This is a genomic window from Lachnoanaerobaculum sp., assembly GCF_057250505.1.
On sequence record NZ_DBHIEQ010000013.1, the window covers coordinates 28,694 to 50,421 of the forward strand.

22 protein-coding genes are annotated in these 21,728 nt (G+C 37.5%); 15 read left to right on the plus strand and 7 right to left on the minus strand.

Annotated features, from left to right (window positions below; genetic code table 11):
• The 4 genes from ACO6FI_RS07125 to asnS all read right to left on the minus strand — a co-directional run.
• Positions 1 to 282 (minus strand): CidA/LrgA family protein (locus ACO6FI_RS07125; RefSeq protein WP_485456745.1); only part of this gene is annotated, 282 nt, incomplete at its 3' end.
• 8 nt (positions 283 to 290) lie between these two features.
• Positions 291 to 2,156 (minus strand): ATP-binding protein, encoded by a 1,866-nt coding sequence (locus ACO6FI_RS07130; RefSeq protein WP_485456746.1) that lies wholly within the window; start codon positions 2,154 to 2,156, stop codon positions 291 to 293.
• On the minus strand, positions 2,153 to 3,229 hold the full coding sequence (locus tag ACO6FI_RS07135; protein ID WP_485456747.1) for a metallophosphoesterase family protein: 1,077 nt from the start codon (positions 3,227 to 3,229) through the stop codon (positions 2,153 to 2,155). Before ACO6FI_RS07135 ends, ACO6FI_RS07130 begins: the two co-directional genes overlap by 4 nt.
• A 22-nt stretch (positions 3,230 to 3,251) precedes the next feature.
• A complete protein-coding gene (gene asnS, locus ACO6FI_RS07140) occupies positions 3,252 to 4,643 on the minus strand; it encodes an asparagine--tRNA ligase (protein ID WP_485456748.1) in 1,392 nt (463 codons plus the stop codon).
• 344 nt (positions 4,644 to 4,987) lie between these two features.
• Between asnS and ACO6FI_RS07145 the strand changes: the two genes are divergently transcribed.
• From ACO6FI_RS07145 to dnaB, 6 genes are all read left to right on the plus strand, one after another.
• Complete coding sequence (locus ACO6FI_RS07145; RefSeq protein ID WP_485456749.1) at positions 4,988 to 6,262, plus strand: glucose-1-phosphate adenylyltransferase; 1,275 nt, start codon at positions 4,988 to 4,990, stop codon at positions 6,260 to 6,262.
• Positions 6,259 to 7,380 (plus strand): glucose-1-phosphate adenylyltransferase subunit GlgD, encoded by a 1,122-nt coding sequence (glgD, locus tag ACO6FI_RS07150; protein WP_485456750.1) that lies wholly within the window; start codon positions 6,259 to 6,261, stop codon positions 7,378 to 7,380. The genes ACO6FI_RS07145 and glgD overlap by 4 nt, the downstream gene beginning before the upstream one ends.
• Positions 7,381 to 7,404: 24 nt before the next feature.
• The gene (spoVG, locus tag ACO6FI_RS07155) at positions 7,405 to 7,686 is read left to right on the plus strand and encodes a septation regulator SpoVG (protein ID WP_008751752.1); all 282 of its coding nucleotides are present in this window, start codon (positions 7,405 to 7,407) and stop codon (positions 7,684 to 7,686) included.
• A gap of 194 nt (positions 7,687 to 7,880) precedes the next feature.
• On the plus strand, positions 7,881 to 9,875 hold the full coding sequence (locus ACO6FI_RS07160; protein WP_485456751.1) for a DHH family phosphoesterase: 1,995 nt from the start codon (positions 7,881 to 7,883) through the stop codon (positions 9,873 to 9,875).
• The gene (rplI, locus tag ACO6FI_RS07165) at positions 9,875 to 10,321 is read left to right on the plus strand and encodes a 50S ribosomal protein L9 (protein ID WP_485456752.1); all 447 of its coding nucleotides are present in this window, start codon (positions 9,875 to 9,877) and stop codon (positions 10,319 to 10,321) included. The genes ACO6FI_RS07160 and rplI overlap by 1 nt, the downstream gene beginning before the upstream one ends.
• Entirely contained in the window at positions 10,321 to 11,652 is a 1,332-nt protein-coding gene (gene dnaB, locus ACO6FI_RS07170; RefSeq protein ID WP_485456753.1) for a replicative DNA helicase, read from the plus strand. Before rplI ends, dnaB begins: the two co-directional genes overlap by 1 nt.
• A gap of 98 nt (positions 11,653 to 11,750) precedes the next feature.
• On the opposite strand, the gene ACO6FI_RS07175 is transcribed toward dnaB, so the two are convergent.
• Positions 11,751 to 11,918 (minus strand): DUF362 domain-containing protein, encoded by a 168-nt coding sequence (locus ACO6FI_RS07175; RefSeq protein WP_009444459.1) that lies wholly within the window; start codon positions 11,916 to 11,918, stop codon positions 11,751 to 11,753.
• Positions 11,919 to 12,158: 240 nt separating this feature from the next.
• On the opposite strand from ACO6FI_RS07175, the gene ACO6FI_RS07180 reads away from it, so the two are divergent.
• From ACO6FI_RS07180 to hslO, 3 genes are read left to right on the plus strand one after another with little or no spacing between them, the layout of a single operon-like run.
• On the plus strand, positions 12,159 to 12,662 hold the full coding sequence (locus ACO6FI_RS07180) for an SEC-C metal-binding domain-containing protein (protein WP_485456754.1): 504 nt from the start codon (positions 12,159 to 12,161) through the stop codon (positions 12,660 to 12,662).
• 58 nt (positions 12,663 to 12,720) lie between these two features.
• Positions 12,721 to 13,473 carry a class I SAM-dependent DNA methyltransferase gene (locus tag ACO6FI_RS07185; RefSeq protein ID WP_485456755.1) on the plus strand — a complete coding sequence of 251 codons (753 nt, stop codon included), beginning with the start codon at positions 12,721 to 12,723 and terminating at the stop codon, positions 13,471 to 13,473.
• Complete coding sequence (hslO, locus tag ACO6FI_RS07190) at positions 13,474 to 14,358, plus strand: Hsp33 family molecular chaperone HslO (protein ID WP_485456756.1); 885 nt, start codon at positions 13,474 to 13,476, stop codon at positions 14,356 to 14,358.
• A gap of 60 nt (positions 14,359 to 14,418) precedes the next feature.
• Here hslO and ACO6FI_RS07195 read toward each other — a convergent pair whose 3' ends face one another.
• Positions 14,419 to 14,622, minus strand: a complete 204-nt coding sequence (locus ACO6FI_RS07195; protein ID WP_008751743.1) for a cold-shock protein — start codon at positions 14,620 to 14,622, stop codon at positions 14,419 to 14,421.
• A gap of 226 nt (positions 14,623 to 14,848) precedes the next feature.
• On the opposite strand from ACO6FI_RS07195, the gene ACO6FI_RS07200 reads away from it, so the two are divergent.
• Complete coding sequence (locus tag ACO6FI_RS07200) at positions 14,849 to 15,397, plus strand: DUF5662 family protein (protein ID WP_485456757.1); 549 nt, start codon at positions 14,849 to 14,851, stop codon at positions 15,395 to 15,397.
• 141 nt (positions 15,398 to 15,538) lie between these two features.
• Here the strand turns inward: ACO6FI_RS07200 and ACO6FI_RS07205 are convergent, their stop codons facing one another.
• A complete protein-coding gene (locus tag ACO6FI_RS07205; protein ID WP_485456758.1) occupies positions 15,539 to 16,615 on the minus strand; it encodes a ribonuclease H-like domain-containing protein in 1,077 nt (358 codons plus the stop codon).
• Between the two features lie 131 nt (positions 16,616 to 16,746).
• Between ACO6FI_RS07205 and ruvA the strand changes: the two genes are divergently transcribed.
• The 5 genes from ruvA to ACO6FI_RS07230 all read left to right on the plus strand — a co-directional run bounded on the left by ruvA (position 16,747) and on the right by ACO6FI_RS07230 (position 21,727).
• Positions 16,747 to 17,337 carry a Holliday junction branch migration protein RuvA gene (gene ruvA, locus ACO6FI_RS07210; protein ID WP_485456759.1) on the plus strand — a complete coding sequence of 197 codons (591 nt, stop codon included), beginning with the start codon at positions 16,747 to 16,749 and terminating at the stop codon, positions 17,335 to 17,337.
• 17 nt (positions 17,338 to 17,354) lie between these two features.
• The gene (gene ruvB / locus ACO6FI_RS07215; protein ID WP_485456760.1) at positions 17,355 to 18,353 is read left to right on the plus strand and encodes a Holliday junction branch migration DNA helicase RuvB; all 999 of its coding nucleotides are present in this window, start codon (positions 17,355 to 17,357) and stop codon (positions 18,351 to 18,353) included.
• 2 nt (positions 18,354 to 18,355) lie between these two features.
• Complete coding sequence (locus ACO6FI_RS07220) at positions 18,356 to 20,602, plus strand: peptidase U32 family protein (RefSeq protein ID WP_485456781.1); 2,247 nt, start codon at positions 18,356 to 18,358, stop codon at positions 20,600 to 20,602.
• Positions 20,603 to 20,670: 68 nt separating this feature from the next.
• Positions 20,671 to 21,117 (plus strand): NUDIX hydrolase, encoded by a 447-nt coding sequence (locus tag ACO6FI_RS07225; protein ID WP_009445605.1) that lies wholly within the window; start codon positions 20,671 to 20,673, stop codon positions 21,115 to 21,117.
• Positions 21,104 to 21,727, plus strand: coding sequence for a hypothetical protein (locus ACO6FI_RS07230; RefSeq protein WP_485456761.1), 624 nt, complete (start codon positions 21,104 to 21,106; stop codon positions 21,725 to 21,727). The genes ACO6FI_RS07225 and ACO6FI_RS07230 overlap by 14 nt, the downstream gene beginning before the upstream one ends.
• Position 21,728: the final 1 nt, after the last annotated feature.

Below are 21,728 nucleotides of genomic sequence, written 5' to 3' on the forward strand. Positions count from 1 at the left end.
AATAAGAGTCATGATAAGCAAAGGTATAAGTACAGGCTTTAAGCTTGGCCAAACATCAATAAGTCCTGCCGAAGCGGGAATGAACATAAGCGGCATTATATCAATAAGAAACATGGAGCCGCTTTCCACCTGATGTAATTTAACCTTCTTTGAAACAAGTAAAGCAAGCATAATGACCAAACCATAGATGCTTGCCGGTATGGGAAGCGGTAAAATTGCTTTTAACACTTCCCCAAAAAAACTTACTAATAATATAATCAGAAATTGTCTGATAAAACGCATAAACTTACCTACAATTCTATTAAATTAAAATCTTGCATTGTAGCTGTCATAAGCTGAGCTTCTCTCATATGGCAGCTGAATACTATAATCTGCTCCGGAACATTGTTGGCAATCCATAGTAGTGCAGCTCTAAGTCTGATTGAATCGTAATTTACAAAACTGTCATCAAATATAAAAGGTAATTCCTTGGCACGATTTTGCATAAGTCTGCCGGCGGCAATTCTAAGTGCCAGATAGACCTGATCCATAGTACCTGAACTTGCCTGTTCGATAGGAACCAGCCTGTTAGGTGTATTCAGGAATACATTAAAGTTCTCGTCAATGGAGATGGAGTCATATACACCTCCCGTGATACCCTCAATAAGCTCTGAAGCATCTTTGTTAAGGTACAGACCGAAAGAGTTTTTGATGGTTTCGGAAAGATTCTTTAGAGTTTCCATTGCAAGATCAATAGCATCTATCTCAAATCTTATTTTATCGTTTTCAGCGATAATATTTTTGAGAGCCGCATTGTCGTCCTTCATCTTTGCAAGCTTTTCCATAAGTTTTTCAAGTTCCCACTCATTCTGCTTTTTCGCATCAATACCGCTTGCATAGGCGGCTTTCTTTGCACGAAGATTTTCAATATCTACATTCAGCGCCTCACTCTTTGCGATATCGGCGGCCATCTCATCAAAAATACTTATCTTGGAGATGAGTTTTTTGTTGGCACGATGTATATTTTCTTCAGTGATAGAGTCAAATGAACCGACTCTTGCCATTGTAGCCATCAAATTGACTTTAAGCTCAGTCAGATGCCTGTTGTCTTTATTGCATACAGTATAGATGTATGCGGCAAATATAAGAGATGCCAAGCATATGATAATGAAAAGAACCATAGCAAAAGGATAGCTGATACCTGTGGATGCGGTAATTATATTGGTTTTACCGGTCTTAAAGATATAAAAAGACATTATCACACTCAGTATTGATAAAATAAGGAAAATCACGGAATATACCTTATTTATAGACTTCTTTTCAGATTCATAGGCTGAAAGGTAGTCGTTGTAACCATTGTTCAGTTCATCCTGAAGCTGTACTATAGTGGACTTATCCATAAAGCCCAGGTCTGAAAGATGCTGTCTTTTGGAGGCAATGCTCTCTATAAGAGTCTCTTTTTGAGCATTTAAGTCCATGATTCTCTTATCTGTGATGGCATCCGCTTCTTTTAATGTCTTTAGATGGCTTGAAAATTCAGGAGAGGAGATTTTCTTTTCCAAAACCCTGATTTCAGTCAAATTTTGGTTATAAGTCTTTGCGGCATCGGGATTTAGAGTGGCGGCAAATGCCTTTTTCTTTTCTTTCAAAAAATCTGACGCCTTGTTGATATTCAAAGACATATTTCCGGTGGTGTTCATATTTGCAATGTAGTTTTTCAACTCTACTACCATCTTTGCATCCGTAGCGGATTTTAACTGTGAGATACTTACAGTATTTGAGTAGGCGGTCTCTGTAAGACCGCAAAGCACTTCTTTTAAAAACTCGGCTGCGCCCTCAACAGGTTTTCCGTCAGTCTCGTTGATGATTGCAAAGGGGGTAGTGGCGGTCTTTGTAAAATCTCTCTCTATACGATATGCCCTGTCGTGGTATGAGAAGCGAAGACTTCCGCCATATATATCACCGTTACCCCAAGGTTTGAACTTGGTCCATGTATCACTTTTACTTGCTCTGCCCTTTGCTCTTTCAAGTCCGTAGAGCATTGCTTTGATGAACATAAATATAGTGGATTTGCCGGCTTCGTTGTATCCGTAGACAATATTCATATTGTCGCCGAATGTCAAATCCTTATTTTTGAATTTGCCGAAGCCGTCTATATGTAAGCTGAGCAGTCTCATGTCTTCCCCCTTTCATCAGTAGTTCTGAGAAGTGCGTTGATACCGTAGTATAGCGCCTTTTTATCAAGTTTGCTCATATTCGGTCTGTCAAGCTCACGTATAAAAAATCCTATCATATCTGACGGATGTTCCGCAAAAAGCTTTGCAAAGTCATACTTCGGCTCGGAGTCGTCTATAATTTCGGCAATTCTCAGTGTAGAGGCTAAAGATTCCAAATCAAATTCGATATCAGGATCTCTAAGCCCCTTTATTTTGAATCTGTATATATTTTGTTTACCTTTTTTGTCTATAGTCTCTGTAAGAGAGGTATGAAGCTCCGAGTTGGTAGTCTCAGGAGTTACATTGATGGTGAGCGATATATATGAAGTATTTGAAATCTTTATAAACTCAAATGCTTTCATAAGCTTGGTTTCATTGTCAATTTCACCGTAATAAATTCCGTGGTCACCGGTTTCAGTCATATCAAGAGGTTCCGGTGAACCGCAGTATGCCATATGCCTGTCAAAAAGTACCTCATGCTTGTGTATATGTCCAAGAGCTATATAAGATGAAGAAATCTTATTGAGTTCATTTTTATCAAACGGCAAATGTGCGGCATCTCCACCATGTAAGAGGAGAATTTTTATTCTGTCGTTTTCACGAATGGAAAGTCCTGAAACGATATTTTCTTTTACCTCCCTGTCATGGTATGAGAAGCCGTAGACTTCCGTATTGATGTCCTGAAAATATACACTGCTGATAGTAGGAGTGGACAAATAAACCACATTCTGAGCCCAAGGGAAGGTAAGTATATTATTGTTTTCTCTTAAGCAGTCATGATTTCCGGCTATGATAACCACCTTTGTATCAGGGATTGTGGAAAAAAGGAAATTGACTTCCTTTAAATCACGACTGAAGGGCTGAGAGTGGAAGAGGTCTCCGGCGATAAGTAAAAGGTCAACTTCACGCTTTTTTGCAACTTCAATAATCTTTTGAAGTGAAGCTTTGACAGCATCCGCCCTCTCCTTGCCCCAAGGTTTATTTGAATCAGGTTTCATACCATAATGAATATCACCTGTATGTATAAATTTCATATGGCTAAAATTTACCTCCCTATTATAATTCGCAATTTCCTACTGTTCTTGGGAATGGAAGTACGTCTCTGATATTTGACATTCCTGTAAGATACATAACGCAACGCTCAAAGCCGAGACCGAAGCCTGAATGTCTGGTGGAACCGTATTTTCTGAGGTCAAGATAGAAGTCATAGTCTTTTTTATCCATACCGAGCTCCTCTATTCTGGCTAAAAGTTTACTATAGTCATCCTCTCTTTGGCTTCCGCCCATTATCTCACCTATTCCCGGAACAAGACAGTCCATAGCGGCTACAGTCTTTTTGTCCTCGTTTTCCTTCATATAGAATGCCTTGATTGCCTTGGGATAATCTGTAACAAAGATAGGTTTTTTAAATACCTGCTCTGTAAGGTAACGCTCATGCTCAGTCTGAAGGTCACATCCCCATGAAATCTTGTATTCAAAGTTGTCATTGTTCTTTTCAAGTATTTCAACAGCTTCGGTATATGTAATTCTGCCGAAGTCCGACTCTGCAACATGGTGTAATCTTTCCAAAAGTCCTTTGTCAACAAACTGATTGAAAAACTCCATCTCAGGTGCCGCATTTTCAAGAACGTAGTTTATTATATATTTTAACATACTTTCAGCCAAATCCATATTGTCACCAAGGTCTCCGAAAGCAAACTCAGGCTCAATCATCCAAAACTCTGCAGCATGTCTTGTAGTGTTTGAATTCTCGGCTCTGAATGTAGGACCGAAGGTGTAGATATCTCTGAACGCCATAGCAAATGTCTCACCGTTTAACTGTCCTGAAACTGTAAGATTAGTTTCTTTACCGAAAAAGTCCTGTGAAAAGTCCACACTGCCGTCTTTATTAAAAGGTACATCCTTAGGATCAAGAGTTGTGACTCGAAACATCTCACCTGCACCCTCCGCATCACTTCCTGTAATGATAGGTGTATGTACATATACAAAGTCTCTTTCCTGGAAGAACTTATGTATTGCATATGCGATAAGAGATCTTACTCTGAATACCGCCTGGAATGTATTTGTTCTCGGACGAAGATGCGGAATAGTTCTAAGATACTCAAGCGTATGTCTTTTCTTTTGAAGAGGATAGTCAGGAGTCGACTCACCTTCTATATCTATATGTGTAGCCTGTATCTCAAAAGGCTGCTTTGCATTAGGGGTTGCGATAAGCATACCCTTTACAATGAGTGCGGCACCGACATTTATCTTTGTCAATTTATTGAATTCAGGGAGTTTATCATTGTATACTACCTGTATTTGTTCAAAATAACTTCCGTCACTTATAACCAAAAAGCCGAATGACTTCGAATCCCTGTTGCTTCTTACCCATCCACCGATTGTGATTTCATTGTCTATATACTTATCCATGTTTTTGTATATTTCTCTCACTGTTGTCAGCTTCATTAGATTTCCTCCTTAATACCACTTAGGCATAGATTTAATAACATCTAATTATAGCATAAAAGACTTTGTTTCGACAACTTAAGAACAAATATTATTTCGGATTTTATACGATATGAATGCTTTATTAAAATCTAACAAAAATACCTTAAAAATTTTGTGCAATTTTTATTGAGAATCTATGCATTAAATAATTGAGAGTCAAGTATATATATTGAATATGAAATTTCGCTAAAACTTAGAAAAAATCGTGTTAAAATAAAATCTTTTATTCACAATCGTGCAAATTTGTGCTATAATTCTAAATGTAAACATAAGGAATTAGCATTAGGCAACGAGGTGTGTACATGATTAAAAAGGAAATGATAGCTATGTTGTTGGCAGGCGGTCAAGGCAGTCGCCTTGGTGTATTGACACACAATGTAGCAAAACCGGCAGTTTCGTTTGGTGGTAAGTACAGGATTATAGATTTTCCATTGAGCAATTGTATCAACTCAGGCGTTGATACGGTTGGAGTCTTGACTCAGTACCAGCCTCTGAGACTGAATACCCATATAGGAATAGGTATTCCGTGGGATTTGGATAGGAATATGGGTGGTGTCACCGTTTTACCGCCGTATGAAAATGCTTCGGGTAGTGACTGGTATTCGGGCACTGCCAATGCGATTTACCAGAATCTTGAATATATGGAGAGTTATAATCCGGATTATGTTTTGATACTTTCGGGTGATCATATATATAAGATGGACTATGAGGTAATGCTTGATTATCATAAAGCAAATAATGCAGACGTGACTATAGCAGCTATGCCTGTTTCGATGGAGGAGGCATCAAGATTTGGAATATTGATAACCGATGAACATAGCAGGGTGACGGAGTTTGAAGAGAAACCTAAACATCCAAGATCAAATCTTGCTTCTATGGGTATATATATTTTCTCATGGAAGGTGCTTAGAGATTCTTTGATTGAGCTTTCAAATGTGCCGGGATGTGATTTTGGTAAACATATTATTCCTCATGTTTTTAATAACGGCGGAAGAATTTTCAGCTATGAGTATAACGGCTATTGGAAAGATGTAGGTACTCTTGAATCATATTGGGAAGCCAATATGGAGCTTGTAGATATTATACCGGAGTTCAACCTTTATGAAGAATACTGGAAGATATATACAAAGGGAGATATTATTACTCCCCAGTATATAGCGGCTACTTCTACTATAAATAAGAGTATCATCGGAGAAGGTGTTGAGGTTTATGGAGAAGTCAACAATTCGGTAATCGGTGCCGGAGTTGTTATTGAAGAGGGGGCTGTAGTTAATGACTCCATAGTTATGAAAGGTAGCAGGATAGGAGCGAACTCCAAGATAAACAAAGCTATCATTGCTGAGAATTCTGTAGTTGGAAAAGATTGCGAGATAGGGGCTTTTGATTATTGTGAAAGCAATTACGATAAAAAAGTATATAATTGTGATCTGGCAGTTATTGGAGAAAAAACAAATATCCCTGATGGCGTTATTATCGGTAAAAATACTGCTATTTTGGGAAATACAACCATAGATGATTATGTGGATAAAAAACTTTTAAGTGGTGACTTCATTGTAAAGGTAGGTGGCAGGTTATGAGAGCAATAGGAATAGTATTGGCGGGTGGAAACTCAAAGAGAATGAAAGAACTGTCCAACAAGAGGGCTATTGCTGCAATGCCTATCGCCGGAAGCTATAGAAGTATAGATTTTGCACTCAGCAATATGTCAAATTCACATGTACAGAAAGTGGCTGTATTTACACAGTACAATTCAAGATCTCTAAACGAACATTTAAGTTCATCAAAGTGGTGGGATTTTGGAAGAAAACAAGGTGGATTGTTTGTTTTTACACCAACTATTACCGCTGAGAGTTCAGATTGGTATAGAGGTACTGCAGATGCGCTTTACCAAAATCTGATTTTTTTGAAAAGATCTCATGAGCCGTATGTTATTATATGTGCAGGTGATGGTGTATATAAACTTGACTATAATAAAGTATTGGAGTATCATATAGAAAAGAAGGCAGATATTACTGTAGTATGCAAGAAAGCGAATGATACAGAAGATTTGACGAGATTCGGTATGGTTTCAATAAATGATGACGGAAGAATAGTCAGTTTTGAAGAAAAACCGATAGTTACAGATTCTGTAAATATATCTTGTGGTATTTACATTATCAGAAGAAGACAGCTTATTGAATTGATCGAGAGAAGCATAGCGGAGGACAGGTATGACTTCGTAAAAGATATCTTGATCAGATACAAGAATTTAAAGAGAATTTATGCATATAAGCTTAATACATATTGGAGCAATATAGCTTCAGTAGAATCGTATTATAAGACTAATATGGACTTTCTTAAGAAGGAGGTGAGGGATCATTTCTTTGTAGAATATCCCGGCATTTATTCTAAAGTTGACGATTTGCCGCCAGCGAAGTATAATCCGGGGGCTAAGGTGTCAAATTCACTTATTGCAAGTGGCTGTATCATAAACGGTACAGTTGAGAACTCAGTTCTTTTTAATAAATCGTACGTAGGTAACGGTTGTATAATTAGGAATTCTGTTATTTTGAATGATGTATACATCGGCGACAATACAGTTATTGAAAATTGTATCGTAGAGAGCCGTGATACAATACGTGCAAATTCGACTTATATTGGGACAGCAGAGCAGGTCAGAATAGTAATAGAAAAAAACGAAAGATACACTCTTTAAGGAGACTAAGGGGGGATTCAAATAATGCAGATTACTGATGTCAGAGTTAGAAGAATTGATAAAGAAGGTAAGATGAAGGCTGTTGTTTCTATCACTTTGGATAATGAGTTTGTTATTCACGATATCAAGGTGATTGAAGGTGAAAAAGGATTGTTTATTGCTATGCCAAGCAGAATGGCGGCAGACGGCGAGTACAGAGATATCGCACATCCTATAAATTCTCAGACAAGAGAACTTATTTCGGAGACAGTCATCGGAAAGTATGAAGCAATGTTGCTTGAAGGGGCAGCAGACGTAAATGTATAATTTGTTGAGTGTGAAATTTATATAATGAAGTTTTTGGGGGCTGTGTAAACAGCCCCTGTTTGCGTTCTGTATAATTTTACTAAGCTTGATAGATTGGAGTTTTCCTGTTATAATCAAACTGAGCTTTCTTAATGAAAGTATAAGAGTTTTGTCTTGGATGAATTAAGACATTATTTTGATATAATGGAGATACTATGAAAAATAAAAAAAATACAAAAGCACTATTAGTAAAGAATATAAGTTATTCGCTTATAGTCTTGGTATTTTTACTTGTAATATTACTTGTTGCACCGGGTAAAGGCTGTGGTGCAATAATTTTTTTACTTGCACTGTTGGCAATAGTGTACACTGTCATATGGTATGTCAGATTATCTAAGAATATGTCAAACTATATGGTGGAGTATTCAATGGCAAATGAGAATACGCAGAATATATTCTCACAGGATCTTGACATTCCGTATGCTTTGATGGATAAAAAGGGTATTATTGCGTGGAGAAACAGAGCATTTAACTGGCTTGTGCAAAAGGACAGGCTTTCAAAAAGGGATATCCATGCAATGTTTGAAAACATCACGGCGTCGGATATAGAAGATATTGCCTATAAGGCGGATTTTCACGGTGAATATCAAGGTAAGAAGTACAGGATCAGAATAACAAGATTATATATAGAGGAATCGTTTGTTTATACGGTATGTCTCTTTGATGAGACCGACTTGGTGGAATTGAGGATTCAAAAGGAAAATTCAAAATTTGTAGTCGGACTTATGTATATGGACAACTATGATGAGGCTATGGAAAGCGTAGAAGAGGTAAGACGCTCACTTTTGGAGGCTCTGATTGACAGGAAGATAAATCAGTATATAAACGGATTCAACGGTATTGTAAAAAAACTTGAAAAGGACAAGTTTTTCTTTATTATAAATAAGGAAAACTTGGACTCTGCAATAAGTGTAAGGTTTGACATCTTGGAGGATGTAAAGACTGTAAATATCGGCAATGAAATGAGTATCACTTTGAGTATAGGTATAGGATACGGAAGTGAGAATCTTGCAAGAAACTATGAACTTGCAAGGATGGCTATGGATATGGCGCTTGGAAGAGGTGGAGATCAGGCTGTAGTAAAGACTGAGGATGATATCAGGTACTTCGGCGGTAAGGCTCAGACTGTAGAAAAGCAGACCAGAGTGAAAGCCAGAGTAAAGGCTCATGCATTTAAAGAGCTGCTTGAGAATAAAGATAAGGTCATCATAATGGGGCATAAGATGCTTGATATGGATGCCTTCGGTGCTGCAATAGGTATTTGGAGAATTGCTACACATCTTAATAAAAAGGCATACATACTCAGAAGTGATGTAAATCCGTCAGTAAGGCCGATGATAGAAAAGTTTAAGGCGCCTGAATACCCTGAAGATTTGTTTATATCCGAGGAAAAAGCGCTGAACAGTCTGACAAACGACTCCTTGGTAGTGGTGGTGGATGTTAACAGACCGAGTATAACAGAGGGACCTTCGCTTTTAAAGAAAGCAAAGAATATAGTGGTACTTGACCATCACAGGCAGAGTTCCGAAATTATCACAAATGCGACACTGTCATATGTGGAGACTTTTGCATCATCCGCTTGTGAGATGGTTTCAGAGATAGTACAGTATATATCTGACGATATTAAGCTTAAGACTTTGGAAGCCGATGCGATGTATGCGGGTATTGTTATAGATACACAAAATTTTAATGTTCAAACCGGTGTAAGAACCTTTGAGGCTGCCGCATTTTTGAAAAGAAGCGGTGCGGATGTGACAAGAGTCAGAAAGATGTTCAGAGAAGATGCCACAGATTACCTCGCTAAGGCCGAGGCGATACATAATGCTGAGATATATGAAAATTATTATGCTATAAGTGAATGTGACTCTGCAAATACGGCATCACCTACTTTGGTATGTGCTCAAGCTGCAAATGACCTTTTGAATATAAAGGGAATAAAGGCAAGCTTTGTTTTGACATTATATAATGATGTCATATATATCAGTGCCAGATCCATGGATGAGGTAAATGTACAAACAATCATGGAAAAGCTTGGAGGTGGAGGACATCGCTCCGTTGCCGGAGCACAGATAAAAGAGGGAAGTATAGAAGATGCTAAGAACTTTGTAAAGAAGGTTTTAAAGGAATTGATTGAGAGAGGTGAAATATAATGAAAGTTGTTTTATTGGAAGATGTAAAATCTTTAGGAAAAAAGGGAGAAATAGTAGAAGTAAGTGAGGGCTATGCCAGAAACTTTATTATACCTAAGAAAAAAGGTGTGGAAGCCAATAATGTGAACTTAAATACATTCAAGCTGCAAAAGGCAAATGAGGAAAAAATAGCAAAAGAAAAACTTGAGACTGCAAAGGAACTTGCTGCAAAGCTTAATGAAGCAAGTATATCTTTGACAATAAAGGGCGGAAAGGACGGAAGAGCCTTCGGTTCCGTGTCTTCAAAGGAGATTGAGGAGGCTATAAAGGAACAGCTCGGTCTTGAAATAGATAAGAAGAAGCTTGTTATCGGTGAGCCGATAAAGACATTCGGAAATCACGAGATAAAGGTAAAGCTACATAAGGATGTTACAGCAAGCTTGAATGTAAAAGTTGGAGAAGAATAATGGAAGAAGTTCCGGTTAACAGGGTGATGCCCAACAGTATGGATGCAGAGAAAGCTGTTCTCGGCTCTATGCTACTTGACAGAGAAGCTACGGCAACCGCTATAGAGATACTTGAGGGAAACGATTTTTACAGTAAGGCGTACGGTTTGTTATTTGAATGTATGGTGGAACTTTTCAATGAGGGAAAACCGATAGACTTGGTTCTTATTCAAAACAAATTGCTTGAAAAGCAGGTACCTCCGGATATAACGAGCCTTGATTTTTTCAGAGGAATAATGGATTCTGTGCCTACTTCGGCAAATATAAAGAGTTATTCCAAGATAGTGAAGGACAAGTCAAATCTTAGGAAGCTTATAAGGGTGTCACAGGACATAGTAAATGAATGCTATATAGGTGAAAAGAGTGTCGATGAGCTGTTTGCAAAGACTGAAAATGAAATATTTAAGCTTTTGGAGACCAAAGAGACTAAAGATATAGTACCTATAGACGAAGTTGTGCTGAATGTACTGGATAAGATTGAAGCCGCGTCAAAAAACAGTGAGACAGTTACCGGTATTCCTACAGGTTTCATTGATTTGGATTGCAAGACCAGCGGATTGCAACCTTCAGACCTTGTTTTGGTTGCTGCCAGACCTTCTATGGGAAAGACTGCATTTGTGCTTAATATAGTGCAAAATATTACTATGAAAAAGAAGATATCCTGTATGGTATTTTCACTTGAGATGAGTGCGGAGCAGCTTGTAAACAGGCTTTTAAGCATGGAGAGCAATGTTGATTCACAGAAACTTAGAACAGGTAATCTGAATGATAATGACTGGAACAGCCTGATAGAGGGTGCTGTGAATGTAGGTTCTTCTACACTTGCTATTGATGATACTCCGGGTATCTCTATAAATGAGCTAAGATCAAAATGTAGGAAGATGAAGCTTGAGAAGGGGCTTGATATTATAATCATTGATTATTTGCAGTTGATGAGCGGAAGCGGCAAATCAAATGTAAGCAGACAGCAGGAGATTTCGGATATTTCAAGAAGCCTTAAAGCTTTGGCAAGAGAGATGGAGGCTCCTGTGATTGCATTGTCACAGCTTTCAAGAGCCTGTGAGACAAGGCCTGATCACAGACCTATGCTTTCAGACCTTAGAGAGTCGGGCGCTATAGAGCAGGATGCCGATGTTGTTATGTTCTTATACAGAGATGACTACTACAATAAAGATACTGAACATCCCAATGAGGCTGAAGTAATTATTGCAAAGCAAAGAAACGGTGCAATAGGTACTATAAATCTTGTATGGAAGCCGGATATAACAAAGTTTGTAAATATGGCGAGATAAAATGTCTCGCTTTTTTTGTACTCAAAAATATTTTTACAATAAAAAAGGACCTGCGAAGCAGGTCCGTGATAAGCAATTATTACCTGAGCAAGTAATAATTAAGCTATAATAGCCTCTGTTGGGCAAACTGAAGCACAAGTTCCGCAGTCGATGCAGGCATCAGCATCGATGTTGTACTGTGTATCTCCCTGTGAGATAGCACCTACAGGACACTCACCCTCACAAGTTCCGCAACTAACGCACTTATCTGTAATTGTATATGCCATTGAATTTTCCTCCTAAAATTTATATGTTTCTCTTACTTGATGCCATTCTAATATATATCTTAGAAAATGGCAAGAGGTATTTTTGATGTATTGAATAAAATACAAGTTAGTAAGGTACTACTAACTATACAAATTATACAATGATTATATGATTGTTTTCAACCAAAATCCGTTGGCTTGCTTTTAAGAGGTTTTTAGTATATAATAACTAATCAAGTTTAAGAAAAAGGGGAAATAACAATGACCTTATTGGAAAATTGGAGAAATAAAGCTTACGGAGATGCAACAGATAATAAGCAAAAAGAAGAGATTTGGAAGAATTACTTTTTGGTTGAAAAAGGAATCTATGAAAAGATTCTTAGCAACCCTAAGGATGTTGTCACTTGTACCGTAGCTGAGTTGGCGGCAAGATTTGACACAGATATAGAGACTGTCACAGGTTTCTTAGACGGAATAAACGATTCACTAAGTAAGCCTAATCCTATTGAAGAGATGAAAGAGGATACTACAATCAGTCTTGATATCGACCTTGAAAAGCTCTACTACAATATGGTGGAAGCTAAGGCGGATTGGCTTTATAACTTACCGCAGTGGGACAGCCTTTTGAGTGAAGAAAAGAGAAAAGAACTTTATAAGACTCAAAAGAAGAGCGGAACTGTAGTAAAAGAAAAGAAAGTCGGCAGAAACGATCCTTGTCCTTGTGGAAGCGGCAAGAAGTACAAGTTCTGCTGCGGCAAAAACTAAATAGAGGTAGCATTTTAGGTGGCGGTTTGACTGTCACCTAAAATTTTAAGGATAAATAATGGAACAGTATACAAACTTTGCAAAAGTATATGACTTATTCATGGATAATGTACCCTACGAAAAATGGATAAAGCAGATAAAAGATATATTACAGGCTGAAAATATATATGACGGACTTATATGTGATCTGGGCTGCGGAACAGGAGCCATAACCGAGGGTCTTGCAAACAGCGGCTATGATATGATCGGTATAGACAATTCATACGATATGCTTGATGTTGCAATGGAGAAAAAAATCGAATCGGGGAATGATATATTGTATTTGTGTCAGGATATGAGAGAATTTGAACTTTACGGTACGGTAAGGGCTGTAGTCTCAAGATGTGACAGTTTAAACTATATACAAAGCCTGAAGGATTTGAAAAAAGTGTTTGCGCTTGTGAACAATTATCTTGATCCGAACGGGCTGTTTATCTTTGATATGAATACTGTATATAAGTATCAAAATATATTAAGCGACAATACTTTTGCGGAAGTAAGAGATATGGCCGGATTTATATGGGAAAATTCATATGACAGTGAAAACAGGATAAATGAATATGATTTGAATCTGTTTATAAAGCTTGAAGGCGATACATACAAAAGGTTTGAAGAGAGACATGTACAAAAAGCATTCACATTTGAAGAGATAGTATCCGCCATAGAATCAAGCAAGATGGTGCTTGAGAGATATGTTGATGCCGACAATCAAAAGTTGGTAAGTGAGAGTACGGAGAGGATACTTTTTGTAGTTAGAGAGAAGGGTAAATAAATGAAAGATTATATGGTGAAAGCCACGGCGGCAAACGGTTATATAAGAGCGTTTGCAGCTACAACAAAGGATTTGGTTGAAGAGGCAAAAAATGACCACAATACATCACCTGTAGCCACTGCGGCGCTTGGAAGAATGCTTACAGCCGCCGCAATGATGGGAAGTATGATGAAGGGAGAAAAGGACCTTCTTACATTAAAGATAGAAGGCGACGGTCCGCTTGGAGGAGTGATTGCCACCGCGAACAATCACGGAGAGGTGAAGGGATATCCTTTCAAGCCTACAGTACTTATACCTGCCAATGCCAAGGGAAAGCTTGATGTGGCCGAGGCAATCGGTGTCGGACTTATGAGCGTAATAATGGATACAGGTATGAAAGAACCTTATGTAGGTCAGGTGGCGCTGCTCTCAGGTGAGATAGCTGAGGATTTGACATACTACTACGCTACAAGTGAGCAGACTCCGTCAAGCGTAGGTCTTGGAGTGCTTTTAAATAAGGACAATACTATAAAAGCTTCAGGCGGATTTATAATACAGCTTATGCCGGGATGTCCTGACGAGGTAATAGATAAACTTGAAGAAAAGATAAACAGCTTAAGTCCGGTTACAACAATGCTCAGTGAAGGAATGTCGCCAAATGATATATTAAAGCATATCTTGGGTGATATGGACCTTGAATTTACTGAAAGTCTTGATCTTTCATTTAAGTGTAACTGTAACAAAGACAGAATAGAAAAAGCGCTTATAAGTGTGGGAGAGAAAGAACTGAAAGAAATGATAGACGAGGGTAAACCTATAAAGGTGAAGTGTCATTTCTGTAATAAGGCATATGAGTTTAAGGTAAATGAGCTTGAGGATATGTTAAAGAAAGCTACATCAAAGTAGTTAAAATGTGGTTACGGAAATAAAAAAGAGCTCTGTAAAGAGCTCTTTAAACATATATGATTACCTAACGACTGTAACATTTACAGCCTGCGGACCCTTGGCACCCTCTGTCAAATCATATTCAACTGAGTTGCCTTCATCAAGAGTCTTAAATCCGTCCATGTTTAAATCAGAAAAATGTACAAATACATCATTTCCACCTTCATCTGAGATGAAACCGTAACCTTTCTGGTTATTAAACCACTTAACTGTACCTCTGTTCATAATAATGCCTCCAAATAAATAAGTGTAACCACAGAAAAAAGTTAAATAGCTTGCAAGACTACAGGCTCAATAACCCACTTTAGGGATAATTATAAGTCGTTCTTTGTTTTGATGAAAGTAAAACTTTCTATCATCAAGCATTCTAGTGGTAATTTTTATCTGCAATATTATGTTACCATAGAATGTATGGATTGTCAAATATTTTAATTAGAGGAGATAGATATTTATGCATAATAACAGTGTATTTAATCATTTGAAGACTATAAATAAACATAAGGCTCTTGTAATGGACCTTTGTTTTAAAATTGGCTTAATTAAGCAAGGTTTACTACACGATTTAAGCAAATATTCGCCTGAAGAGTTCTTAATCGGTATCAAATATTACCAAGGTGACAAGAGTCCAAACTCGGCGGAGAAGCTTGAAAAGGGCTATTCAAGCTCCTGGCTGCATCATAAAGGCAGAAATAAACACCACTTCGAGTACTGGATTGACTACGGAAAAGACATGAAAGACGGCCTACAAGGTATGAAAATGCCTTTAAAATATGTGCTTGAGATGTGTTGTGACAGAATAGCCGCATCAAGAGTGTATTCCGGAAGTGAATATACAACAGACGTTCCATGGAACTATTACAGCAAAAGAAAGGACTATATGGATATCCACAAGGATACAAGAGCTTTACTTGAAAAGATTCTTCTTATAAATAAGAATGAAGGAGAAAAGAGGGCTTTGGCTTATATGAGATGGATGTTGAAACACCCATATTTATACTAAAAAATATTTATACCATATAAAAATTTATTTGAGATATACAATTAAAAGTAATACAAAACCCTTATAATCATGTTTTATAAGGGTTTTATAAATTATAGAGCTTATTTATATAATTTTATATCAATTTTCTGAATAATCCAATCATTGTTTTAAAAGTTTAAATTGTTTGAGCATTTCGATGGCATACTCTCTGAAAAAGACCTTGTCTGAAAAATCAAGCTTTGCTAAATTTATGTATTTTTCTTTAGATTTATATTCTTTTTTAAAGATTTCACCAACTGAATCTGTATTAAAACATGGAATATACTCGGCAAATTGCTTTATATAGGCGGTTTGCCTTGTAGCTTTCTTTTTTACGCTTTTATCTACAAATTCACCTATACTTTTATGTATGGCATAGTCTTCAATTGTCAGATAATAGTAGTCTTTGTAGTTCTCAAAGAAAAATTTCAGCTCACACTTAAGTATAGGAATATCAAATATAAGTTTATTCTCTGAAGCATTTAAAAATATTTCATCTTCAATACTCAATTTATAATCAAGGTACTCATTGCAGGTATAATAAAGCGTGAGAAAGTCCTCATTCTTTTTTAAATCCGAGAGTGTAAAGTTTGAATTGAAAAAATCTACAAAGGAGAGCATCTCAACGACCTTAAGCATACCGAGCAAATCTTCTTCATTGTGTAAGAGTAAAAGATGCAGGAGTTTTTCGTCACGGCTGTTTATATAGTCGAAGTAAAATTTTATAAGCGTACCGCCGTCATACTTATCTTCTCTGTAAAGACCCTGAAACTCTTCCAATGACTTTTGATTCATCCTATCAAGCCCCAGAGGTTTTTTTAAATATCTAATACTTTTGTAGATATCAAGGCTTTTGTAACTTTCAAGCGGGTTAAAAAGGTAGTACTGCTTTGAACATTCTCTGATATAAGGTAAATCAAAGCCGTCACCGTTAAAATTTATCAGTGTATCAAAATCTGCGGCATATTCAAAAAAAGCCTGTAAAACGGCGGTTTCATCAGAGAGACTCTCACAAAACCACTGTTTGAATATAATAGTATCATTATCGACATTGATGCTGCCTATAAGATACAGGTTTGAGTTTTTGGGACTGAGTCCGGTAGTTTCTATATCAAAAAACAGCAGCCTTTTGATATCACCGATTTTTGATAAATCGTATTTTATATTATTTTTAAATTTCTTTGTTATCTCTTTCATATCTGTATTATAATAGTTATTTACAGGTAAATCAAGAAATTGCGAAAGTATGTTCGATTCTAATTGATTTATAATCCTGTAGTATGTTATGATAAAGTACAAAATAAATGTAACAGATTTTAGGAAGAGCTATGATTGCATATATAAGAGGAATTGTAACTGAAAAGAATATAAATACCGTAGTGGTGGAATGTAGCGGAATAGGATATGATATTTTTGCTACAGGCAGAGATATTGATAAGCTTTCAAAGGGCAGCGAGGTGCTTATACATACATATTTGAGGATTTCGGAGGATGCACATACGCTTTACGGCTTTTTGAATAAGGATGATATTGATATGTTTAAAAAGCTTATCGGTGTAAACGGAGTGGGACCGAAGGCGGCTTTAAGCATTATGTCCACATTAAGCGGTTTTGACCTTAAGATGGCTATAGTGTCTGAAGATCACAAGGCTATCAGTGCGGCTGTAGGTGTGGGAGTAAAGATTGCAAAAAAGATAATCCTTGAACTTAAGGAAAAGGTGGATATAGACGGCATCGCTTCCACAAAAGTAAATAATATGGAAGGAAGCTCGGTTGCCACAGAGGCGGTTGAAGCACTTGTATCACTCGGCTATTCAAGCAGTGAAGCTTATAAGGCTGTAAAAGATATTGAGATTAAGGATGGAGATACGACTGAGGATGTATTGAAGCTTGCGTTAAAGAAGATGGCAATATTCTAAGTGAAGTGAGTGTGAAGATGGAAAAAAGGATAATTTCAACTGAAATAACAAAAGAAGATAAGCAGATAGAAAAGAGTCTTAGACCGCAGTTTTTAAGTGAATATATCGGTCAGGAGAAAATCAGAAAAAATCTTAAAGTATATATAGATGCTGCCAAGCTTAGAAAAGAGAGTCTTGACCATGTGTTGTTTTACGGTCCTCCGGGACTTGGAAAGACTACACTTTGTAATATAATAGCAAACGAGATGGGTACAAATCTTAAGGTGACGTCAGGACCCGCTATTGAAAAACCCGGTGATATGGCCGCTATATTGAACAATCTGAATGAGGGGGATGTGCTTTTTGTAGATGAGATACACAGGCTCAACAGGCAGGTGGAAGAGGTATTGTATCCTGCGATGGAAGATTTTGTGATAGATATTGTGATAGGTAAGGATGCCGGAGCCAGAAGCATCAGACTTGATTTGCCGAAGTTTACTTTAGTGGGAGCTACCACAAGAGCGGGTCTGCTTACGGCACCGCTGCGTGACAGATTCGGTGTGGTACAAAAGCTTGAATTTTATAATACCGACGAGCTTAAGGAGATAGTGAGACGCTCCGCAACGGTGCTTGGCGTGGAGATAGATGAGAGCGGTGCCATAGAGATTGCAAGAAGAAGCCGCGGCACCCCGAGACTTGCAAATAGGCTCCTAAAGCGAGTCAGAGATTTTGCACAGGTAAAATACAACGGAGTAATTGATAAGAGTGTGGCTGATTTTGCACTTGATACTTTGGATGTGGACAAGCTTGGACTTGATAACAACGATAGAATGATTTTGCTTACAATAATAGAAAAATTTGGCGGAGGTCCTGTAGGACTTAATACCTTAAGTGCAGCTATAGGAGAGGATGCAGGCACACTTGAGGAGGTATATGAGCCGTATTTGCTGATGAACGGACTTATAAACAGAACGCCCGGAGGAAGGATTGCGACTGAGAATGCATATATCCACTTGGGTATTGAAATGAAAGGTTGATGATGAAGATAACAGAGCTTTTGGCACCTGCCGGCTCATATGAGAGCTTAGTGGCGGCGGTCAATGCGGGAGCGGATGCGATATATATCGGAGGAAAGAAGTTTTCTGCAAGAGCGTATGCAAACAATCCTGATGAGGATGTACTTATAAAGGGTATTGAATATGCACATACTTTCGGTGTAAGTGTATATATGACAATCAATACACTTTTTAAAGAAAGTGAGATGGATGAACTTTTCGACTACATAAAGACCTACTACAATGCGGGTATTGATGCCGTAATTGTACAGGATTTGGGAGTATTTGAGTTTATCAGAAAGCATTTTAAAAAGCTACCCATACATGCCAGCACACAGATGACAATTACAGGAAGCTACGGTGCAATATTTTTGAAAAACATCGGTGCGAGCAGAATAGTTCCTGCCAGAGAGATATCACTTGCAGAGATAAAGGATATCGACAGTAAATGTGATATAGAGATAGAGTGCTTCGTACATGGAGCGCTCTGTTACTCATACTCGGGTCAATGTCTTATGAGCTCCATAATAGGAGGAAGAAGCGGCAACAGAGGCAGATGTGCACAGACTTGCAGACTGCCTTATGACCTGTATGAAAACGGTAAGAAGTTAAACAAGTCTGATGAGAGGAATCTTTTAAGCTGCAAAGATTTATGCAGCCTTGATATTTTGCCGGATTTGATAGAGTCAGGGATTGACTCGCTGAAGATAGAGGGCAGAATGAAGGCTCCAAGGTATACAGCAGGAGTTGTAAGTATATGGAGAAAGTATCTTGATTTGTATAATTCAAAGAAAAGAGTCGGATATAAGGTAGATAATAAAGACAGAAAACTTTTGCTTGACCTTTTTGACAGAGGCGGACAGACTGAAGGCTATTATAAGGAACATAACGGCAGGGATATGATTGCCGTACATGAAAAACCTGTAAACAAAGAGGTGAACGCGGATTACTTTGAATACCTTGATAAGACATTTGTAGAGGGCAAGAAAGTGCTGCCTGTTTTGGGAACGGTAAAGATTAAAAAAGATATGCCTATAAGCTTTGAAGTAAGTGTGAACAATCTAAGAGATGCTTACGGCAGGCAGGAGCAGCTAAAGAGTATATCCATAGAAGTGTCGGGTGAGGTACCTCAGCTTGCAAAGACCAGAGCAAGTACTGTCGGTGATGTTGAAAAACAGCTTAAAAAGACAGGTAATACTCTATTTGCATTTGAAAGCCTTTATATTGATATGGATGAGGGCTTATTTATCCCTGTAAAGACTTTAAATGAATTAAGGAGAGAAGCGCTTGATAGGCTATATCAAAAGATATTGGACAGATACAGAAGAGATGACAGTGATGTGCTTAAGTATACAGGGTTTATATATCCGCATTCCGGACCAAAAGATGAAAATAAGGCGGGAATAAAGTTTAATATACTTTGTGAAACCGTGGAGCAAATAGATGCCGCAGTCGACTTTGCAAAGAGTGAGGGGATCGTCTTTGATGAAATAAGTATAGAAAGCGAGCTGATATCTGAGCCTTTACTATATGATAAGATAAAGCCTATAAGAGAGTGTTGTGCCGCGCTTAATCTTTATATGCCGCATATTTTCAGAGATGAGGCCAAGATATTTTTTAACAAGCACTTACAAAGGATAAAAGAGCTTAAGTTTGATAATTTTATAGTCAGAAGCTTGGAAGAAATCTTTTATATTAACGACAATATAGATAATAATGCGAATATTATACTCGATTACAGTATTTATGCATATAATAAGAATACAATAGACTTTTATAATGACAATTTTAACATAAAAAGGCTTACATATCCGCTTGAACTCAATCTGTCGGAGATAAGACGGCTTGATAACCCCGGCAATGAGATGATTGCATACGGAAAGATACCTATGATGGTATCCGCACAGTGCTTAAAGAAGACGACAAAAGGCTGTGACCATAAAAAAGAGATACTTGTTTTAAAGGACAGAAAAAACAGTGAGATGCAGGTGAAAACTCACTGTGATTTTTGCTACAACACTATTTTAAACTCAAAGCCTTTATCAGTCCTAGGCATGGAAAAGGAAGTAAAAAAGATATCGCCAAGTATTCTAAGACTTTGGTTCACTACTGAAAATACAGGTGAAACAAAGAATGTACTGAGAAAATATATAGATGTTTTTTGTAATAATGTCAGTGTTTTAAATATAGATGACTTTACAAGAGGACATCTCAAAAGGGGCATAGAGTGATATGTCCTTTACTATAATGCATCATTGGTTTATACTTCTTTTAGTTATCACTAAAGTGGAGGTGTGCAATGATAGAAGCAACTAGCTGCGGTGGTGTAGTTATATATCATGGAAAGATATTGACCTTATTTAAAAATTATAAAAATAAGTATGAGGGATGGGTTTTGCCAAAGGGGACTGTAGAGCATGGTGAGACATTTGAACAGACTGCACTAAGAGAAGTATATGAAGAGACCGGAGCGAAGGCCCGAATAGTACAATTCATAGGAACAAGCCATTATACATTCAATACGAGTACGGATTTGATTGATAAAAGAGTACACTGGTTTTTGATGAAGGCGGACAGCTATTTTTCAAGGCCGCAAAGAGAAGAGTATTTTGTGGATTCGGGTTATTATAAATACCATGAGTCCTTTCATCTTTTAAAGTTTTCAAATGAGAGGATGATGCTTGAGCGAGGTTACAATATTTATACCGAATTAAAGAGAATTGGGAGATGGAATGATAGATTTTAAAGAGTGTTATGTGATGAATTTTGAAAACGCCATGAGGGGAGCGAGAAATCCTATGAACTCATGGGAAAGATCCGACAGTCACTATGATGAAAACGGTAATTATGTTCTGGGAGAGAACGATCTTTCTCTTGCAAAAAGGCTTAGGAATGCCGGAACAAGCGACCACAGAAAGTATTTAAGGCAGATAATGGTCTCTATAGATATTACGGCTCCTATGTATTGGTGGAAAGAATATGACACCTATAAGGTTGCAACGGTAGCAAACTCCACTTCCACAATGCATAAGATTCATTCGAAACCTTTTGAACTTAATGATTTTTCATATGATCATCTTGGCACAAACAGTCTTAATATTTTGAAAAAACTTATAGATGAACTTGAGAAGATAAGACTTTCATATGTGGAGACTAAGGATAAGGCACTTTGGTATGAGCTGATACAGCTGCTTCCTTCAAGTTATAATCAGATGAGAACCTGTACACTTAACTATGAGACCTTGGTGAATATATACAGGTCAAGAAAAAATCACAAGCTTGACGAGTGGAGGAGCTTTTGTGATTGGATAAAGACATTACCGTATGCAAATGAAATCATTATAGCTGAGGATTGAG